This is a genomic window from Pedobacter steynii, from assembly GCF_001721645.1.
Taxonomy (GTDB): domain Bacteria; phylum Bacteroidota; class Bacteroidia; order Sphingobacteriales; family Sphingobacteriaceae; genus Pedobacter; species Pedobacter steynii_A.
Genome location: NZ_CP017141.1, coordinates 857,937 through 875,622, shown reverse-complemented (window position 1 = coordinate 875,622; position 17,686 = coordinate 857,937). Strand labels below are relative to the sequence as shown.

Here is a 17,686-nt window from a genome sequence, read left to right as displayed (position 1 = left end):
TTAAAAAGTTACGTTTAGACCGAGGTTAAATACCTTTTGCAGCGGGTATCCCAAGCCACTACTTCCAAGTTCCGGATCCCAAAGCTTGAATTTGCTGAAAGTAAGCAGGTTTGTGCCGCTGAAATAGAGACGGAATGAATTCATTTTAAGCCGCTCTATGAACCTCTTAGGTAAGGTATATCCGACTTCAAGAGATTTCACACGTAGAAAATTACCGCTTCTCATAAACCAGGTGCTCGTTTGGTTGTTGTTCTCGACCGGACTTATGGAAAGCCTTGGCCAAAGCGCATAAATATCTCTGTTTTCTTCAGACCAATGATTGTCTGCATATGCCTTTAACAATGCGTTTTCTCCGATACGCCCAAAATTTAATCCATCAGGATCATAATTTACAAAGGGAGCCGTTTTCCAGGGATCTATAAAAAATGACTCTCTTCCTAATCCCTGCAGGAAAACAGAAAAATCAAAGTTTTTATATCCCGCTGATATCCCACCTCCATAGGTGATTTCAGGGGTTGTCGGATTTCCTATAGGTACCTGATCCAGTGAGGTAATCTGGCCATCATTGTTTACATCCCTATACTTAATATCTCCGGCCTGATATCGCCCGAAATTTTGTTTAGGCGAATTTCGCACGTCATCTTCATCTACAAACAGGCGCTCGGCGATGTAGCCATAGGTCTGAGAGATAGATTGTCCCGGATGAAGTTTGTACTTCTCATTATATTCCGGTTCCTCATATTTGTAGTATTCGCCTCTGGCGAACGTAAGACTACCTCTGACAGTAAACCAGGCTCCTCCGCTAAAGTTTTCCGTATAATCCAGGTTCAAATCAACACCTCTGGACTTTGCCTCACCAACATTGGCAAGGGTGGTAACCGATAAACCCATAGTAGTGGGTATGGAAGATCTGTCCTGTAATATATTCTTGGTTCTCTTCTCATATACCTCACCTACAAAATTTAACTTATCAAAGAGGCTCAACTCAATGGCAAGATTTTTTTGGTACGACTTTTCCCATGTAATCAGGGCATTGGGATACCTGTCAATTGAAACCCCTGGCCTGTAATAGGAATTGTCAAATCCGAAGGACGAACCACGCCAATTGGCGGCCAGATTTACACTGCTTAAATAAAAGAATCTGTCCTCATCTCTACCTATCCGGTCATTTCCTACAAGTCCGTAGGATCCTCTTAGTTTCAATTTATTAACAAATGAACTCTTCCAGAATTTTTCATTTGAGATTACCCAGCCAAGTCCGATGGTTGGGAAGAAACCAAACTGTTTGTCTTTATGAAACCTTTCTGATCCGTTGTACCCAAAGTTAAACTCCGTAAAATACCTGTTGTCGTAAGCATAAGAAGCCCTTCCTGATAGGCCAATATTTCTGCGGGGAAGGGAAGCCTGCACACTAAAATCATTTGCTGTAAAAAGACTTTGCTGCATCGTATAAATCAGCGTTGCGCCCACATTATGCTTTTCATTAAATAACCTGCTGTAATCCAGGGCTGCCTGTGCATATAGATTTGTATTTACATCCCGGCTTCCTCCAAACGGCCTGATGTCTTCATGGGCACCTGGTCCCTGAGTTTCATTTAACCAGTTTAACGCATACACATTGTTTAGTTTATCGTAGGTTGATATCCCGTAATAATAAGGTCCATATGCCCTTACCACATCAAAATAGGAATAGCGGTTGGTACTGAATAAGCCTTTAAAATTAAGGCCGGTAGTAATTACAGATAGTTTTTGATTCAGTTCCAGTTGGGCCAGCATTCTGCTTTGAGAATAGTCTTTATATCCTCGTAACAGGTCAGCATAGGGGTTGATGTAAAACGAACTACCCGAACGATAGTTCCCAAACAAAATGTGCTGAGCAGCAACATTTGCCGCATCAGGAGCATAATAGGGAGCAAATAAAGAAGGACTTGTTCTGAGTGCTTTTTTATACACCCCGGAACCTCCGTCGGCCGGGCCGTTATAGTCGTCAAAGAATCCTGAAAATCTTACCACCAATTCGGTTTCAGGAGCAATTTGTATGTTTACGTTGGAGCGTAGCTGATAAGTACTGAGCTTTACATTGGTATTGAAATTATTGCGCTTATCAACTTTCAATGTACCATTGTCTAAGTTATAGCTCCCTGCTACATAATATTGTGCCACCTTACCACCGCCCCTTACACTTAAATTAGCCCGTTGATTGGTGGTCCGGTCTTTAAACAAGAGATCAGTCCAGTTTGTTGCAGGATAAATAACCGGGTTATCGCCAGCCTTAGTATGATCAATTTTATTTTGGGAATACAATAATTTGGCCAGTGGATCTCTGGTTAATTGCGCCTCGGTATACAGCTCCATATGCGTGATGGCATCGGCAATTTCTAGTTTTTTTGTAGGTGCAGAAACCGAATTTTCCAGGCGGAAGCTAAACTGAGCAGTTCCTTCCTTTCCCTGTTTGGTGGTTACAAATATTACCCCATTAGCACCTCTGGCACCGTACAATGCGGTAGCACTGGCATCTTTTAAAACGGAGAAACTTTCAATATCATCCGGTTGTAACCTGGCGAGATCGGTAACAGTCAATTCGATGTTGTCAATTAAAATCAAGGGATTTCCACTGCCGTTTCCAAAGGTGGTTACCCCTCTGACAAAGAAATTGGCATTATCAGCGCCGGGTTCCCCACTACGTTGATAAGCAATAACACCAGCTAAACGCCCGGCGAGGGCAGTAGTCAGGTTGCTGGAGGGCACTTTCAAATCTTTAGCGCTTATAGAGGTAACCGAGCCAACAACTGCTTCTTTCCTCTGCTTCTTTCCATAGGCGGTTACGACAACTTCATCTAAGCCGCTTTGATCTTCTTTAAGTATTACATTAATAACGGATTTACCTGCTACAGGTACTTTTTTAGAAATAAAGCCGACTCCTGAAAAAACAAGAACCGAGTTGCTCTTCGCTTCGATGGTGAATTTTCCTTTAGAATCGGTACTGGTACCATTTTTCGGCGCACGCTCAACAATAATACTAATCCCGGGAATTGGTTGAGAAAGAGAATCTACAACAGTCCCCGTAACAGTGGTTTTTTCCTGTGCCCGGGTAGTCAGCGATGCTAAACATCCTGCAAAAAAGAGCACAAGAAACCCCAGAAAACTAAGGTAAGTAATTTTCATAATTGGTTTGGTTTGGTTAATTAATTTGGTTGGTTGTGTAGTGGGGGTTTTTTACTGGTTTGTTTCGATAGGATGATTGGGGTTTGGTTGAGAAATAGGGTTGATTGGTCTGGTTGATTTGTGGTTAAGTTTTACTGGAAGATGGTGTTATAATATTGGTAAAATCTTAGTTCTTTATAGAAAAAGGAGCGGCTCTAAAACTTGTATTTCAGATGTTTGGACTTACCTGAAAATTATTGGTATTAACAAATTGACAATTATAATCAAACAAATTATTTGATATTTTTGGCATAATATTATGTTGTTTTGTCACCAATACTTATGTTATTTTTTAATAAAAGGTAATTCTTATTTGTTTTATAGCGAATAGATAGGTGCTACGAGAAATTATAGCATCTTAATGGAAAATGTCTATACATTTATGTAGTTTGTATGTACAATTGGATGATTGAAATGGCTGTATTTAACGGGAATGGTTTGATTTACTTTAAGTGCAACAGTTTTGCATATGCCAGATTTTTCTTTAAAAGAAGTTAAGCAGGAATGTTGGCCTTGCTGTAGTTGTATTTTGGATCAGGTTTTCTGTAATGATTATGATATTTTTTTATTGATTATTTCAATTATCGCATTAAGGACTAAATGAAATAATAACGGATTAAGAATGACTTTTCCTGTAGCCTGGATTACTATGCTGATCAAGTGGTAATTCGATACCATGAAATGTTACTCATTTCTGTAATCCAGGATAAACGTTTTAATTATGAATAGTTTCATAAGTGGTTTATGCTGTGTTAATCTAAAATAAATCAATTTTGATGCCCTAAAAGACTCCTTAACTGATTAAAAACTCTTTCGATTAACCTGAGGTCTTCCGTGACAATCTCAGCATTACCACGAAGCTCTTTATCAAAAGGTAGTTCCCTTTGATAAGAAGTTTTTAGTCCTTTCGGCAAAATGACTTCTACATAGTAATTCCCATTTTTATCCGGAGAGAGTGAAATATTCTGAACTTTTCCGGTAACCATACCAAATTCCTGATACCTGAAGTTATCCAATTTAATCAGCACTTTTTCACCCTTTATAATTTTCCCTGAATTTACAGCGGGAACAAACATCCGTCCTACAATCATCTTCTTATCCTGAGGAATAATGGTAAGGAGTATGTCCCCTGTTTTTACAAATTGTCTGGAGGCCCAGAATTGTTGAAAGCTGGCAACACCTTTTGTGGAAGAAATCACTAGATAACGTTGTTCCCAATCTCTGATCGTCTTTTTCAATTGCTCAAATAACCGGGCAGATGAGGTTTTATAATTTACCTGATCCTTTTCCGCATTGATTGCGGCTCCGGTCCTGGCCTTGTTTGCATTATTTACAGACTCCTCCATCTGAGACAATGAGATATCGATGTTCTCCAGGCTTTGTTGTGCCTGTAGGAATTTCATTTTTTCGGTTTCCAGTTCCAGAGCAGAAATCACGTTTCTTTTGAAAAGGCCAACGGAACGCTCATAATTTTTCTTCGTTAGCTCAAATTTATCGATCTCCTGTAGTTTCTGGTGCTTAAAGCTGACGATCCTTCTTTTATATTCGGCGATACTTTGATTGGCCGCAAGGTTTTCAGGTGCGTAAGGGCGCAATTTATTAAACAAGTATTCATCCTGCAGAGATTTTGCAAAAGTATTATACACTTCCTGAACTTCTCCCAGATTGAATTTAGAGGCAGGCTTTAAAGGAAACAGAGAAAGATCCTTGTCTTTTACCTGGTTCATCAATGATTTCAGCTGCAGCACGTCCTTATAATCGGCGGTGGACTGCAAGACCATTAAGAGATCTCCCTGGTTAACCTGCTGATGATCATTGATCAAAACATATTCTATTTTAGAATCTGTTCTCGCCTCTAATTTTTCCGGGGGATTATGAGAAGTAATGACAATAGGAGCCGGTATAAATTCAGGATACCTGATCAGGTAAGTGATTCCGATAAGCATGCAGATAATCGCCAAAAAAAGCAGGCTACCCCATCTTACCATCCAGGCTGGCGATTCGGAAAGTACTTCCTGAACGCCTTCGGACCTTAGTTGAAGATCCTCTAATATGTCTTTTCTAGTTTCCAAGTTCCAATTGATTTTTTACCAGTCTGTAATATTCACCCTTTAACTCAACCAATTGGCTGTGGGTTCCTTCTTCTACAATTTTACCTCGGTCCAATACCACAATCTTATCGGCATTTTTCACTGTTGATAAACGATGGGCGATAACGACAGCTGTTTTTCCTTTAAAAAACTGGTTGAGGTTTTCCATGATGACCTTTTCATTATTTGCATCCAGGGCACTTGTGGCCTCGTCAAAGAGGATATATTCAGGAGATTTGTATACCGCACGGGCGATCATCAAACGTTGGGTCTGACCTCCACTCATGCCCAGCCCTTCATGCCCGATTTGTGTATTGTAGCTTAAAGGCAAGCCTTCAATAAAGGTTTTGATATTGGCAATTTCCACCGCTTTTTTTAACCGCTCTTTATCAATATACTCTTCACCGATAGCAATGTTGTTGGCTACGGTATCATTAAAAGTATAGCCTTCTTGCAATACCGCACCAAATTTCTCCCTCCAGGCTGTTGGAGAAATGTGCTTCAGGTCACAATGACCTATTTTGATTTCTCCCTCTGTAGGCTCATAAAATTTCATGAGCAATTTGAGTAAGGTCGTCTTGCCGCTTCCGCTGGCCCCAACAATTGCCGTGGTCTTCTGATAGGGGATAGTCAGGTCCAGATTTTCCAGAACCGCATCATTTGATCCCGTATAACGGAAAGAAACATTTTGAAGTGCAATACCTTGCTCGGGTACATCTGTAACGTAACGCATGCCAGTTTGCTCTTCATCCTCTTTATCATGTATTTCACCCAACCGCTCCAATGCAATTTTGGCATCCTGGCTCTGCCGGATAAATTCTACCAGTTGCATTAAGGGGCCATTTAATTGCCCGATGATGTATTGCACGGAGAGCATCATTCCCAGGGAAAGTTGACCATCCAGCACTAATTTTGCAGCGAAAAAGCTGATAAAAATATCTTTAAACTGGTTAATAGAATCTCCCCCGACAGACTGCCATTGCTCTAATGAAAGTGCTTTGATCTTTATTTTGAATAGTTTTACCTGTAAATATTCCCATTCCCAACGCTTAGATTTTTCGGCATTGTGTATTTTAATAACCTGCATGCCGTTAATCAGCTCATACATTTTACTCTGTTCCTGAGAAAGCTGTGAAAACTGTTTATAGTCAAGTTCCTTCCTTTTTTTCAGGAACAATAAGATCCAGGTCACATACAGTGCAGAACCCGCTATATAAATGAGAAATAGCTTATAGTCATAAAGTAAAAGAACGATACTGAATACAATCAGATTCACCAGAGAAAAGATCGTTTCCAGGGAAGAGATGGTCAATAGCTTTTCTATCCGGTTATGATCCGAAATGCGTTGCATAATGTCGCCGATCATTCTGGTGTCAAAAAAGCTAACCGGGAGGCGCATCAGCTTGATAAAAAAGTCTGATAAGATAGAAATGTTGATCCGGGCAGAAAGATGTAGTAAAATCCAGCTCCTGATCACTCCAATTCCCATTCTTCCTATAAACACCATAAGTTGTGCGATCAGGATCAAATGGATAAAGTTCAGGTCCTGGTTTTGGATGCCGATATCGACAATGCTTTGTGTTAAAAAGGGAAAAATTAAAGAGAGAATACTTCCGGCCAATAAGCCCAATGCAAGTTGAACGATCAGGGATTTGTGTTTGATCAGGTATTTGGAAAGAAAAGAAAAACTCATCTTATTCGTTTCTTTATCCCAATCTGCCTGATAAAATACCGGTGTGGTTTCCAACACCAGGACCATTCCTTCTTCTGCATCGTCAGCAACCTGTCCGCCAATCCAGGATTTGATAAACTCCTGTTTGTTGTACTTTATCAATCCAAAACTTGGGTCAGATACATGGATCGTTGTCTGATCTTTCTTCTCCTCAATTTTATAAACAACTACAAAATGTTGCTTGTTCCAATGGACAATACAAGGCAGGGGAACATCTGCTACCAGGGTATTGAAATCAATACGAACACTTAGGGTTCTAAACCCCGCTTGTTCTGCAGCATTGCTCATGCCCCAAAAACTGCTGCCTTCTCTGGTGGTTTCAGATAAGTCCCGTAAGGTTTGAAGCGGAATAAGTTTTCCATAATGTTTACTGACAATCCGTAAACAGGTAGGGCCACAATCTTTACTATCCGGTTGTTTATAAAAAGGGAATTCTTTCCGTTTCATACTATTTGATAAGTGCGCTTAAACCATATTCTTCTATTGCAGCCTGTTTCATAGGATGTATTGCCCAATCTTCCCATTCGTTGGTATAAGGATCGTATCCACATTTTAAAGGCTTTGAATAAATGTCATCCGGATCTTCCACATAAGCCCGGCAATCAGTACATACATGGCGGTATTCGCAATCTCTACAGACGCTGATGTCATCTTTTTTAATACCCCAGTATTTACGGAAATCCTGATTCTCCAATAGTCCGGGTAAGTTTGTTTCCAGCATATGGCCATAGCTATCCTGCATGGAAGGGCAATTTTTGATGAAGCCATTAAAATCGATGGATAGCTTTCTGTTTAAACAGGTGTTATGCTGCTGACTTTCCGTAAATAGCTCCATATTGGTGATGAAATATGCGGAACGTATCGTGCCACAGGACAGACAGGAATTGATGGCTTCAGAATAATAGGTAACAGGAACAGAATCCTTGTATATTTGAATGAACTGATCTTCAGCTGCCGAGTGGATCAGGAAAGATTTTATCCTCAGGTTGTCTTTTACCAGCTGCTCAAGTACTTTCGTGTTGGTTGCCAAAGAATAGGGCAGGATAAGTTTGATATATTTTAGAACAGACCCTTTAAAGGTTGCTAAGAACACTTCTAATTTTTTCAGGTCTGTTTGGTCGTAACAACGAACCTCCAGGCCGTGGACATTCAGATTAAACAACGCTTTGAAAAAAGGATTGTCATAATTCAAATCCTCGTTATACTCCAGAATAACGTTGGTAATATCTGTAAATGCATCCCAGCTTAAATCTAAAGAACTGAGTTCCGCTAAAATACCCTTGTCTTTAAAACCCATTTCCTTTTTAACTATAAAATCTACATAGCTTAGAATGGCTTCCTGATTATCTACACCATAATGCGCAACACATTCTTCGATCGAATGATCTTTTAAAAAGCAAAACACGTCGTATACATCGTTGGAAACAGGATAAGATTTCCGCATTTGCAGGTCGCAAATCAACGATCTGCTCGCGCCTTTAACCAGCTGACAATTTGAATATATATTTAAATATTCCATGCTTAGAATTTCGAAATTGCTTTATAGAAATTCAGTAACTCATATCCTTCTGCATTAATTTTAACCGCTTTTTCATACTTGGCGATATTTCCCTGAAGACCTTTTGGTTCGTAACTGTCTTTTTCCAGAAGATATATAGATAAGGGCAGGAACTTCTTGTCCTTTAGATTGCTGATGAATTTTTTTTTCATGTCGTTGCTTTTTGCATAAATAACTGCGCCATTTCTCTTTCTAAATGATAGTTGCAGGGGTAAGAGACCATTCCAAATTGTCCTTCAGGATTGATTTCCAGAAAGTAATAACTGCCCTCTGTATCGACCATTAAATCAATTGATCCGGTTTCAAATTTGAGCTCTTTCATGAGGCATTTTAATCTACTTTCTATTTCATCGGGTAGTTGGTAGCGTACGGTACGGTTGGGCCTTTTGTGGTCGTAATTTCTAAAATCGGATGCCGTTCTTTTGTTCTCCCGGGAGAAAATGGCCATCGCATAAAAGCTCCCTGCCAGATAAAAGACTCGTACTTCGAATTTTTTATTGATACGCTCCTGAACCAATGAAGGAAAGAAGGTTTCAGGAATAGAATGGATATTTCTTTCGCTAACCGGCTTGGTGAGCATCTTATAATGTCCCCCATCTGCATCCTCCAGCATCATACATTCACTTAAAGGTTTCACGATTAATTCCGGGTGCTTCCGGAGCAGCTCTTTTACCGATTGTTTATCGGTCAGGACTTCTGTATAAGGAATTTTTAGCCCTGATTTTTGCGCCAGGAAGAGTACGTTTAGCTTATTTAAATTATCTTCAATAATGGGATCATTAAGCCATTTTTGTTTATCAATTGAATAAAACAGACGAGAATGCAGTACCTTGAACTCTTCAATCAGAAACCGGCGCATCAGATAATGGGTCTCAAATGATTCTTTTTTAAAACTGTACCGTGTTGGAAATCTGGCTGCTTTTCTACGATACCATGCGAAGGCGATTTCCTCGTTTTCAGGAATATCCGTCAATCTTTTCATTTTGAAATAATCTTCCCCATTCAGCCGGATAAACGGAACCCCGTAATAATCAAGCCACAGACAAACATAGTCTGTTGTTCCTTCCGAATAGGACTGGCTTAAAATTAAAACTTTCTTTGTCATTTTCTTTTTATGGTGGATGAAGCAGGTATGGTTAAAAAAGGCGATGCTTATTTAGCATCGCCTTTAATTCTAAAAGCCGCCTGGGCAATCGTGAGGACCTGGAGGGTCAGGAATCGCATCTGTACAGGTGTGGTCTCCATGATCAGATGGTTGAGCATGAAATGTTGGCTTAACACCCACTGAGTTTTCCATGTACATCGCTCTTCCACCTTTGATAGAATGAATTGATTCTACTTTTTTTGAATTTAGTTTTTCAAACTTTTTCATAGCGTTGGGATTTGTATTTAGATTATTAGCCCTAACTTATAGGTTTATCCCCACCTGTTAAATAAGAAATCAATTTTCGGGATGTATTAGTTTATATTCGTTGTGTTTTGTTCGATATCTGAAATTGTCAGATCATCGGTACACATTAATGCTGACTATACTCCCATCATAAATAGACAGGTAACCATTTTTAATACGAACTGAAGGTCGTAGAGCTTTGTGAATGCGTTACCGATCACTGAAAGGGAAAAGAGAAAAATAATTGCAGTATAGTAAAACAGAAATACATAATAGGTTCGGAATACATAAACTGCTTTTAAGCGTTCTAGTTTATCGATCAAAATCGTTGAAAGTAATGCGATAAAAAGAAAGAAAATAATTATGAAAAACCTTATATATTCATCCTTGGTAAAGGATGAGGCAAATAGCGCAGCTGAGATAGCCACAAACCCTAAATAGAATCAGGTTAATTATTAAGTGTGAATCCTTTTATAGTGGTGACCGGGGGTAATAACTTCTCCAGCTCCGAAATTTTCTCATCGAATTCTTCCTGACTGAGTACCTCGTTATCAAGTAACCAGCTAAAAGTATTGTATTGAGGTTCATAGCTTAGATTTTTGTTTAGCTGTCCAAAACGTTGTAAAAGAAATTCCTTTCTTTTCGACTGTATTTCTTCTATAAAGGTTTTTAATTCCTCCTTGCCTGGATTGTTATTTATGAATTCTATCGCATTGGTATTGTTGGCTCTGCTCAGATAGCAAACATTTTTAAATGTTATAATGTAACCGATAATACATACAAAGGCGAGTGATAAATAGAATAATACAGCTCCATTTTCAACATCACCGCCATTTTTTTTTATCTAAAAATAATATCGAAGATATAAAAATCAAGATTGAAGCAGGGATCCACCAAGCGTTTGCCCCTCCTTTAAACCGAATTATTTTATTTCCCATCTCTTCGTATTTCAATTCATACTCGTAGAAATTCCAAAACTTTTTCTTACTTACATGTAAGCCTTCATTTGTGAATTTATACCACCGTTTTTCGAGAAATTTTTGTTGATAGAAATCATGGTGCATAAAACAATATTTAAACGATAAATATAGTAAATCGGGAACAGCATATTATAACCCCTTAAATATCTTATTTGCCAGATAAAGCTTAAAATCTTTAATCCTTCCCGTTTCCATATCCTGTCTGGGCAATACTTTGATCCCGCCGATGCTTGTCTGTACACCTAAATCAATCACAATCTGATGAGGGTGTTTAGGGGTATTATCTTTCCATTGGCTATGCCAGATACTCGTATACTGAAGATCAAAAACATTCTCCGATTTGCCATCCTGGCTTTTCAGTTCCTCGCTATCCACGTAAACCACTTTCCATAAATTCCTTGGAATTTGCTTACCATTTTCGTCCAGTAACTCCAACTCTGCTACCGAAGTAAATGGATTTTCAGCGAAGTTGTTTAACGCTTCCAGAGCGATATACCGGCCACTCTTTACCGGAAAAATAATGTTTTGCCATTCCGCAGAATTTTTCATAGTTCCGCTATAGACCAGGTACTCTGCATTGTTGCCAAATTGCTGTCCCGCTTTACGATGGTTGCTGCTGATTGCTTTAACCTCTGTCAGACTATCCAGGATTGGTTTTTCCAATCCTTGTAACCGTGGGGCAAGGGGGCGATGAAGGTCCAGCACCACCACTTCGTTTTTCCCTGTATTTAGCCATACTCCGGGAACATACATGGTTTGAGTAGGGCCAATATTCCAGTAACGTCCCAGACAATGCCCATTGATCCAGACCACACCTTTTTTAAACCAACGCATATCCAGGTAAAAATCATGGTTGTTTTTCGCGGTAAAGCTGCCTTTATAAAAAGCCGGTTCGTTTACCTTGCCTGCGGTTTTAATGCTTTGATATTTGAATGCCGGATTGTCCTCTCCCAATGGGATAGAATAATGTTTCCATCCTTTCAGCTGCAATTTTCCGGTATTGGAAATGCGATAAACTTCCCCTTGTAGCCCTTTACGGTCATGCATATAATCACCATAATTTACACGGCCCATGGCTTCCACCAATACGCGTAACCGGGTTCTTTTTGATAGTGCCGGAATTGTTATGCTATGCTCATTTTTCATCCTGTTTAACACAGCAATGAGTTTCTGGTCCAGATACACTTCCGCGTAATCATGTACCTCAGTGAAATCCAGTGTGCTTTTTGCTCCCGCAGGTAAAGTCGTTTCATATGCCACCATGCCATAACCCTGTCCAAGATCTTCCATATATAAGGTCGTATCAGAAGTAACGGGCTTTGTTAATTGTGGTAGGATAGGGGCTACTGAGCTAAGGTTAAACGGAGCTATTTTTTGTACAGGAATTGCTGCAGGTACATCCGGCAGAGTTTCACCAGGCTGAAGGTGCTTTTTGAGCATATCCCGCAATGCATAAAATTTAGGGTTGGCCGATCCGTTTTCGCTAATAGGTGCATCGTAATCATAACTGGATGTTTCCGGCAAATAAGGCTGACAATTAGCGCCTGCCCATAGCCCGAAAGAGGTTCCCCCATGGATCATATAAATGCTGAAAGAGGCTTTATGCTCCAGCATCCAATCCAGCTCTTTCACCATCCTGTCGCTGGAGCCGGTATGATGCGCATTGCCCCAGGAATCAAACCATCCCGGATAATATTCTCCACACATTAAAGGCCCTTCAGGCTGAACTTCGCGCAAAGCTTTAAAACCGGCTTCCGGATTACTTCCAAAATTGACCACTGCAAAAAGCTCTTTCTGCACGTCGTTTTTTAACTGAACTACACCATCACAGGTGAAAAATGGTACATTAAAGTTGGCTTCCTTCAGGTAGTCTCTCAGCTTTAACAGATATTCCTTGTCAGTGCCGTAGCTTCCATATTCGTTCTCTACTTGTACCATCAGGATCGGGCCACCATGGGTAATTTGCAATGGGCTCAGCACGCGTCCAACTTCTTTTATATATTGGCGACTACGGGCTAAATAATAAGGATCTTGTGTCCGTAATTTAAGATCTTTCTTTTGCAGCAGCCACCACGGAAATCCGCCAAATTCCCATTCGGCACAGGAATAGGGACCAGGACGCAAGATCACATATAACCCTTCCTCCTGAGCTATTCTGCAGAACTCGGCCGCATCAGCCTGCCCTTCCCAATTGAATTTGCCAGGGCTGGTTTCGTGGTAATTCCAAAACAGATAGGCGCAAACGGTATTTAAGCCAACCGCTTTTACCATTTTTAAACGCTGTCTCCAGTATGCTTTTGGAATCCTGGCAAAATGCAGTTCACCACAACGAATAACATATGGTTTGCCATTTAAAATAAAGGATTCTGTACTGATCTTAAAAGGTGCATCTGCTTCTTGCTGTGCAAATGCAGGTTGTAAATAAGATCCGGATAGTATCAAAAATAATAAACCAATTAGCTGCTTCTTCATAAGGGGGAATAGTTGTAAAAACACGAACATTTACTACAATGCTAAGCAAAAAAAGAAGAAATAAAATACCTGAAACTTACGCAATCGATTGTGTGAGGGAATACAATCGATTGTGTAAGTTTTAACGTGGTTAAGGGCTGATTACGCTGGTTTTTTACAATAGATTTTAACTAGTTTTGATCTCTTTGAAATAGAAAAACCACCTGATTTTATGCGAAAATTTACCTGTTTGCTTTTGTTCCTGATCCCCCTTGAGCTTTTAGCCCGGCAATTTAAACCAGTCCAGGACCTGATTAAACGAAGAACGCCCTGGTTGATCAATCAGGTGGTTTTTAAGCCCTTAAAAAGCGATCAGAAAGACCTGTTTGAATTGCAGAGCATCGGAAGCAAACTGATCATTAGTGCTTCCGGTCCAAATGCTGCGGCAGTGGGACTAAACTGGTATCTAAAATACTATTGCCACCGTTCTATGTCGCACATGGGCGATAACCTTGCTCCTGTTTATCCAATTCCTGTAGTAAAGGAGAAAGTACGTGTAGAGGCACCTGCAAAATACCGTTATGCTTTAAACTATTGCACCTACAATTATACCATGAGTTTTTACGATTGGAAAGACTGGGAGCATGAGCTGGACTGGATGGCTTTAAATGGAGTAAACCTGATGCTTACCGTCAATGGAATGGAAGCAGTATGGCAAAATACTTTAAAGCAGATCGGATATTCGGATCAGGAAATTAATGATTTTTTAGTCGGCCCTGCCTATACTGCCTGGTGGTTAATGGGGAACATTCAAAGCTGGGGAGGCCCGATGCCTCAAAGCCAGATTGATGGCCGCAAAATGTTGCAGCAAAAGATGATGCGGCGGATGAAAGAATTTGGAATAGAGCCAGTATTACAAGGTTTTTATGGAATGGTTCCTGGCTCTTTAAAAGAGAAGAGTAAAGCAAAAATCATTGACCAGAAAACTTGGGGTGCATTTAAACGCCCGGATATTTTAGTTCCCGGTTATCCGGACTTCTCCAGAATAGCAGGAATATATTACAAGGAACTGCAAAAGGCTTATGGCAAAAATATCCGGTTTTTTGCTGGAGACCCTTTTCATGAAGGTGGAATTACAGAAGGGATAGATTTAAAGGAAGCGGGCAAATCCATTCAGACTGAAATGCAAAGAAGTTTTCCGGGATCAACATGGGTATTACAGGGCTGGCAGGACAATCCTAAACAGAAAATGCTGGATGGTCTGGATAAATCACATATCCTGGTACAGGAGCTGTTTGGTGAGTTTACCAATAACTGGGAGAAAAGAAACGGTTATGATTCCACGCCATTTATCTGGTGCGTAGTGAATAATTTTGGTGAAAGACCTGGTGTATATGGTAAATTGCAACGCTTTGCAGATGAAGTCGACCGGATCCGGAAAGGCCCCTATAAAGAAGTTTTAAAAGGAGTAGGGGTGATGCCTGAAGGATTAAATAACAATCCCCCTGTCTATGACCTGATGCTGGAACTGGGTTGGAGAAAGGACCATGTTGAGGTAAAGAACTGGCTTACTGATTATACGAAATATCGTTATGGAAGCTCAGATCAACACATTCAGCAAGCCTGGCAGGGATTCCTGGAAACCATTTATCAAAGTATTCCAGGGTATCAGGAAGGGGCCAGTGAGTCTGTATTTTGTATCAGACCGGCATTGGATTCTAAACCGGCCTCCAGATGGGGGACACGTGTGAGAACCTATGACCTGGCTAAATTTAAAGAAGCAGCTTTGGAATTTGCTAAAGCAGCGCCTGATTTTAAAAGTTCAGACACCTATCAGATCGACCTGATCAATATGTTAAGACAGGTATTGGCCAATGATGGGGAACGGGTTTTTGAAGCGATGGTAAAGGCTTATAATGATAAAAATACAGCACAATTCAGCCGTTTTTCGGCGCAGTTTCTGGACATGATCCGTTTAACGGATGACCTGCTTTCCAGCCATCCTTATTATCAGTTAAATACCTATAAGACTCAGGCTTTAAATCTGGGAAAAACAGAAGAAGAGAAACGCCTCAATATAAAGAATGCCATGATGCTGATCACCTATTGGGGTGAGAATATCCCGGCAGAAGATAACCTGCACGAGTATGCTTATAAAGAATGGGGAGGGCTGATGAAAGATTATTACCAGGTAAGATGGGAAATGTACATTGCTCATTTACAAAGCAACCTGCAGGGAAAAAACACGCAGGCTCCCGACTTTTTCTGGTGGGAGCGCGCATGGGTAGAGAAAAATATGGAGCTCAGGCCGGAAATGCCGGCTAAGACACTGGATCAGGTGACTGCTGAGATTCTAAAACTGAAAATAGATGTTCAATAGCCTGATAAGGCAGACCTTGTACCATATCTCTATGCTCTAAAATGACCACAGGGATATGGTACCTTCTGAATTGTTCTAACTCCTCAGAAGGTAGGGAAGATTTGCCAATGGCAATGAGGATCCCATCTACTCTGAGGTTCTTCATATTATCCAGAACTTGTTTTTCCCGTTCCGGTTTTTCGAACGACTGGCCAAAGATGATGTTGTAATTTTTGTTATGGGAATAACGTTCTATTTCGCTCAGTGTAGCACAGTAAAAAGCATTTGAGATATCAGGCAGAACCACACCTATGGTGGAAGTCCTGCCCTGTTTAAGCAATACTGCATTCTGGTTGTGATGAAAGTTCATCTCTTTAGCAATTTTATTGACCCTCATTGTCGTGACAAGGCCTATACTGGGATGCCCGCGAAGTGCCCTGGATACGGTTGATGGATCAATGTTTAGTCGCCTGGCTATATCTTTGATGGTAGGGATCTTTTCCATTTTCTGCTTAAATTAGAGTAAAACTTAGAACTGACTTTCTTCAGGCTGGAGTGGGCATCCTGACCGCTGGTTTTTTTCCAGGTCTGAAAGTCGGTAATCGGACTGCCATTGGTACTGTTCCAGATCCATTGCGGTTGCCCGATGCTGAAATAACTGTTGTGATCGATAATGTTTTGACTTCCGGTTAAGGTATATTTATGGACCAGCAAGTCTTTAGGCCCGGCATAAACCCGGTTGTACTTAATGACATTGCCCTCACAGTGTTCGGTTAACCTGAGCTCTCCTTCAATTTCTCCAAATGCACCGGCAACACGATTGTTCTGGAATAAAGTATTGTTCAGTATACTGCAGTTTTTAGTGCCGGCAATGGTATAGTTTAAATAATCACCCATATAAATACCTGCCCGGTAACAGTTGTAAACGAGGTTGTTTCTTACCGTCGTGGTTCTGGTTGGGTAAATATTGCTTTCACTAACCAGACCAATCCCTCTGTCGCTCTCATAAACAATGTTTCTTTCGATAAGGGTGTTGGCTCCTCCGCAAACATAAATGGAGATGGCGCCGAACCGGTCTGGGCCCCAGGTTTCCGGTGTTCTGGTCATGGTGTTGTGGTGAAAAACATTGTCGCTGATCACCCCATTTCGGGCGTAATTGCTTTCCACTGCTCCACGCGGATTAATACCATCGCCGCCAGCTACAATGACGCCAATATTCTCTGTATCGTATACCAGATTGTGACTGAAGATGAAGCCTTCTATATTCCCGGCAAGGGTTACGTTCTCACTGGTTCCCGTTTGGGTGTCATTTACGGTACATCCTGTAATCAATAAGTGAGAGATGGGGGTAGGGCTGCTGCCAATAACAAGTATGGCATGTGCACTTCTTCCCTGTTCAAGTGTAGCGTGACTCTTGATGTTGTAGATGTGACAGTTTTTAACAGAGATGTGTTGCCCTTTGCCGTTAATTGCAATGCCTTGAGGATCGGTGTTTACAGCGGAGCTGCTCAGGTTACAAATGTCAAACCCATCTATAGTTACATAACTTACGTTGCTGATGGTAACCAGTGATAACCATCCGGAAACTTTAATCCTGCTGCCATCAATGATGGGCTTTTCTCCCGGATAACCTTGCAGGCTGATGGTTTTGCCAGGTTCACCGGATCTAGGGAATTTTACTTCCTGATAATAGGTGCCGCCTCTAACCAATACCTGGTCTCCTGGTTTAGCATGAGCTAGCGCAATATTGATGGTTTGGAAGGGGGCACTAATGCTGCCGGTATTGCCATCGGAGCCATTTACAGATACATAATACTTACGGGGTTTTTCTTTAGTCTGGGGTATAGCGGCAAAGGTTTTAGTTGTACAAACCAGAGTTTGTACAACTAAAACCAGGCTTAAAAAAGCATATGGTTTCATGT

The 17,686-nt window shown here is 40.7% G+C and carries 11 protein-coding genes; 1 reads left to right on the top strand and 10 read right to left on the bottom strand.

Annotated features, from left to right (window positions below; all coding sequences use genetic code 11):
- From BFS30_RS03610 to BFS30_RS03570, 8 genes are all read right to left on the bottom strand, one after another.
- Positions 1 to 3,165: a SusC/RagA family TonB-linked outer membrane protein gene (locus BFS30_RS03610; RefSeq protein ID WP_069378019.1), complete on the bottom strand. Its 3,165-nt coding sequence runs from the start codon at positions 3,163 to 3,165 to the stop codon at positions 1 to 3.
- 806 nt (positions 3,166 to 3,971) lie between these two features.
- Complete coding sequence (locus BFS30_RS03605) at positions 3,972 to 5,276, bottom strand: HlyD family efflux transporter periplasmic adaptor subunit (RefSeq protein WP_069378018.1); 1,305 nt, start codon at positions 5,274 to 5,276, stop codon at positions 3,972 to 3,974.
- Positions 5,266 to 7,473: a peptidase domain-containing ABC transporter gene (locus BFS30_RS03600; RefSeq protein ID WP_069378017.1), complete on the bottom strand. Its 2,208-nt coding sequence runs from the start codon at positions 7,471 to 7,473 to the stop codon at positions 5,266 to 5,268. Before BFS30_RS03600 ends, BFS30_RS03605 begins: the two co-directional genes overlap by 11 nt.
- A 1-nt stretch (position 7,474) precedes the next feature.
- Entirely contained in the window at positions 7,475 to 8,545 is a 1,071-nt protein-coding gene (gene gwsS, locus BFS30_RS03595; protein ID WP_069378016.1) for a grasp-with-spasm system SPASM domain peptide maturase, read from the bottom strand.
- Positions 8,546 to 8,547: 2 nt separating this feature from the next.
- On the bottom strand, positions 8,548 to 8,736 hold the full coding sequence (locus BFS30_RS03590; RefSeq protein WP_069378015.1) for a hypothetical protein: 189 nt from the start codon (positions 8,734 to 8,736) through the stop codon (positions 8,548 to 8,550).
- Positions 8,733 to 9,689: a grasp-with-spasm system ATP-grasp peptide maturase gene (gwsG, locus tag BFS30_RS03585; RefSeq protein WP_069378014.1), complete on the bottom strand. Its 957-nt coding sequence runs from the start codon at positions 9,687 to 9,689 to the stop codon at positions 8,733 to 8,735. The genes BFS30_RS03590 and gwsG overlap by 4 nt, the downstream gene beginning before the upstream one ends.
- A gap of 69 nt (positions 9,690 to 9,758) precedes the next feature.
- Entirely contained in the window at positions 9,759 to 9,956 is a 198-nt protein-coding gene (locus BFS30_RS27685) for a hypothetical protein (protein WP_157262868.1), read from the bottom strand.
- Positions 9,957 to 11,083: 1,127 nt separating this feature from the next.
- On the bottom strand, positions 11,084 to 13,426 hold the full coding sequence (locus BFS30_RS03570) for a beta-galactosidase (protein WP_069378011.1): 2,343 nt from the start codon (positions 13,424 to 13,426) through the stop codon (positions 11,084 to 11,086).
- A gap of 211 nt (positions 13,427 to 13,637) precedes the next feature.
- Here BFS30_RS03570 and BFS30_RS03565 point away from each other — a divergent pair, with 211 nt between their 5' ends.
- Positions 13,638 to 15,785 (top strand): alpha-N-acetylglucosaminidase, encoded by a 2,148-nt coding sequence (locus tag BFS30_RS03565; RefSeq protein WP_069378010.1) that lies wholly within the window; start codon positions 13,638 to 13,640, stop codon positions 15,783 to 15,785.
- On the opposite strand, the gene BFS30_RS03560 is transcribed toward BFS30_RS03565, so the two are convergent.
- On the bottom strand, positions 15,727 to 16,269 hold the full coding sequence (locus BFS30_RS03560; RefSeq protein WP_069378009.1) for a LacI family DNA-binding transcriptional regulator: 543 nt from the start codon (positions 16,267 to 16,269) through the stop codon (positions 15,727 to 15,729). The genes BFS30_RS03565 and BFS30_RS03560 overlap by 59 nt on opposite strands.
- Entirely contained in the window at positions 16,239 to 17,684 is a 1,446-nt protein-coding gene (locus BFS30_RS03555) for a DUF1565 domain-containing protein (protein ID WP_069378008.1), read from the bottom strand. The genes BFS30_RS03560 and BFS30_RS03555 overlap by 31 nt, the downstream gene beginning before the upstream one ends.
- Positions 17,685 to 17,686: the final 2 nt, after the last annotated feature.

Coding starts and splice junctions, on each gene's coding strand:
- BFS30_RS03565 (WP_069378010.1), top strand. CDS start 13,638: ATGCGAAAATTTACCTGTTTGCTTTTGTTCCTGATCCCCCTTGAGCTT.
- BFS30_RS03555 (WP_069378008.1), bottom strand. CDS start 17,684: ATGAAACCATATGCTTTTTTAAGCCTGGTTTTAGTTGTACAAACTCTG.
- BFS30_RS27685 (WP_157262868.1), bottom strand. CDS start 9,956: ATGAAAAAGTTTGAAAAACTAAATTCAAAAAAAGTAGAATCAATTCAT.
- BFS30_RS03560 (WP_069378009.1), bottom strand. CDS start 16,269: ATGGAAAAGATCCCTACCATCAAAGATATAGCCAGGCGACTAAACATT.
- gwsG (WP_069378014.1), bottom strand. CDS start 9,689: ATGACAAAGAAAGTTTTAATTTTAAGCCAGTCCTATTCGGAAGGAACA.
- BFS30_RS03610 (WP_069378019.1), bottom strand. CDS start 3,165: ATGAAAATTACTTACCTTAGTTTTCTGGGGTTTCTTGTGCTCTTTTTT.
- BFS30_RS03590 (WP_069378015.1), bottom strand. CDS start 8,736: ATGAAAAAAAAATTCATCAGCAATCTAAAGGACAAGAAGTTCCTGCCC.
- BFS30_RS03600 (WP_069378017.1), bottom strand. CDS start 7,473: ATGAAACGGAAAGAATTCCCTTTTTATAAACAACCGGATAGTAAAGAT.
- gwsS (WP_069378016.1), bottom strand. CDS start 8,545: ATGGAATATTTAAATATATATTCAAATTGTCAGCTGGTTAAAGGCGCG.
- BFS30_RS03570 (WP_069378011.1), bottom strand. CDS start 13,426: ATGAAGAAGCAGCTAATTGGTTTATTATTTTTGATACTATCCGGATCT.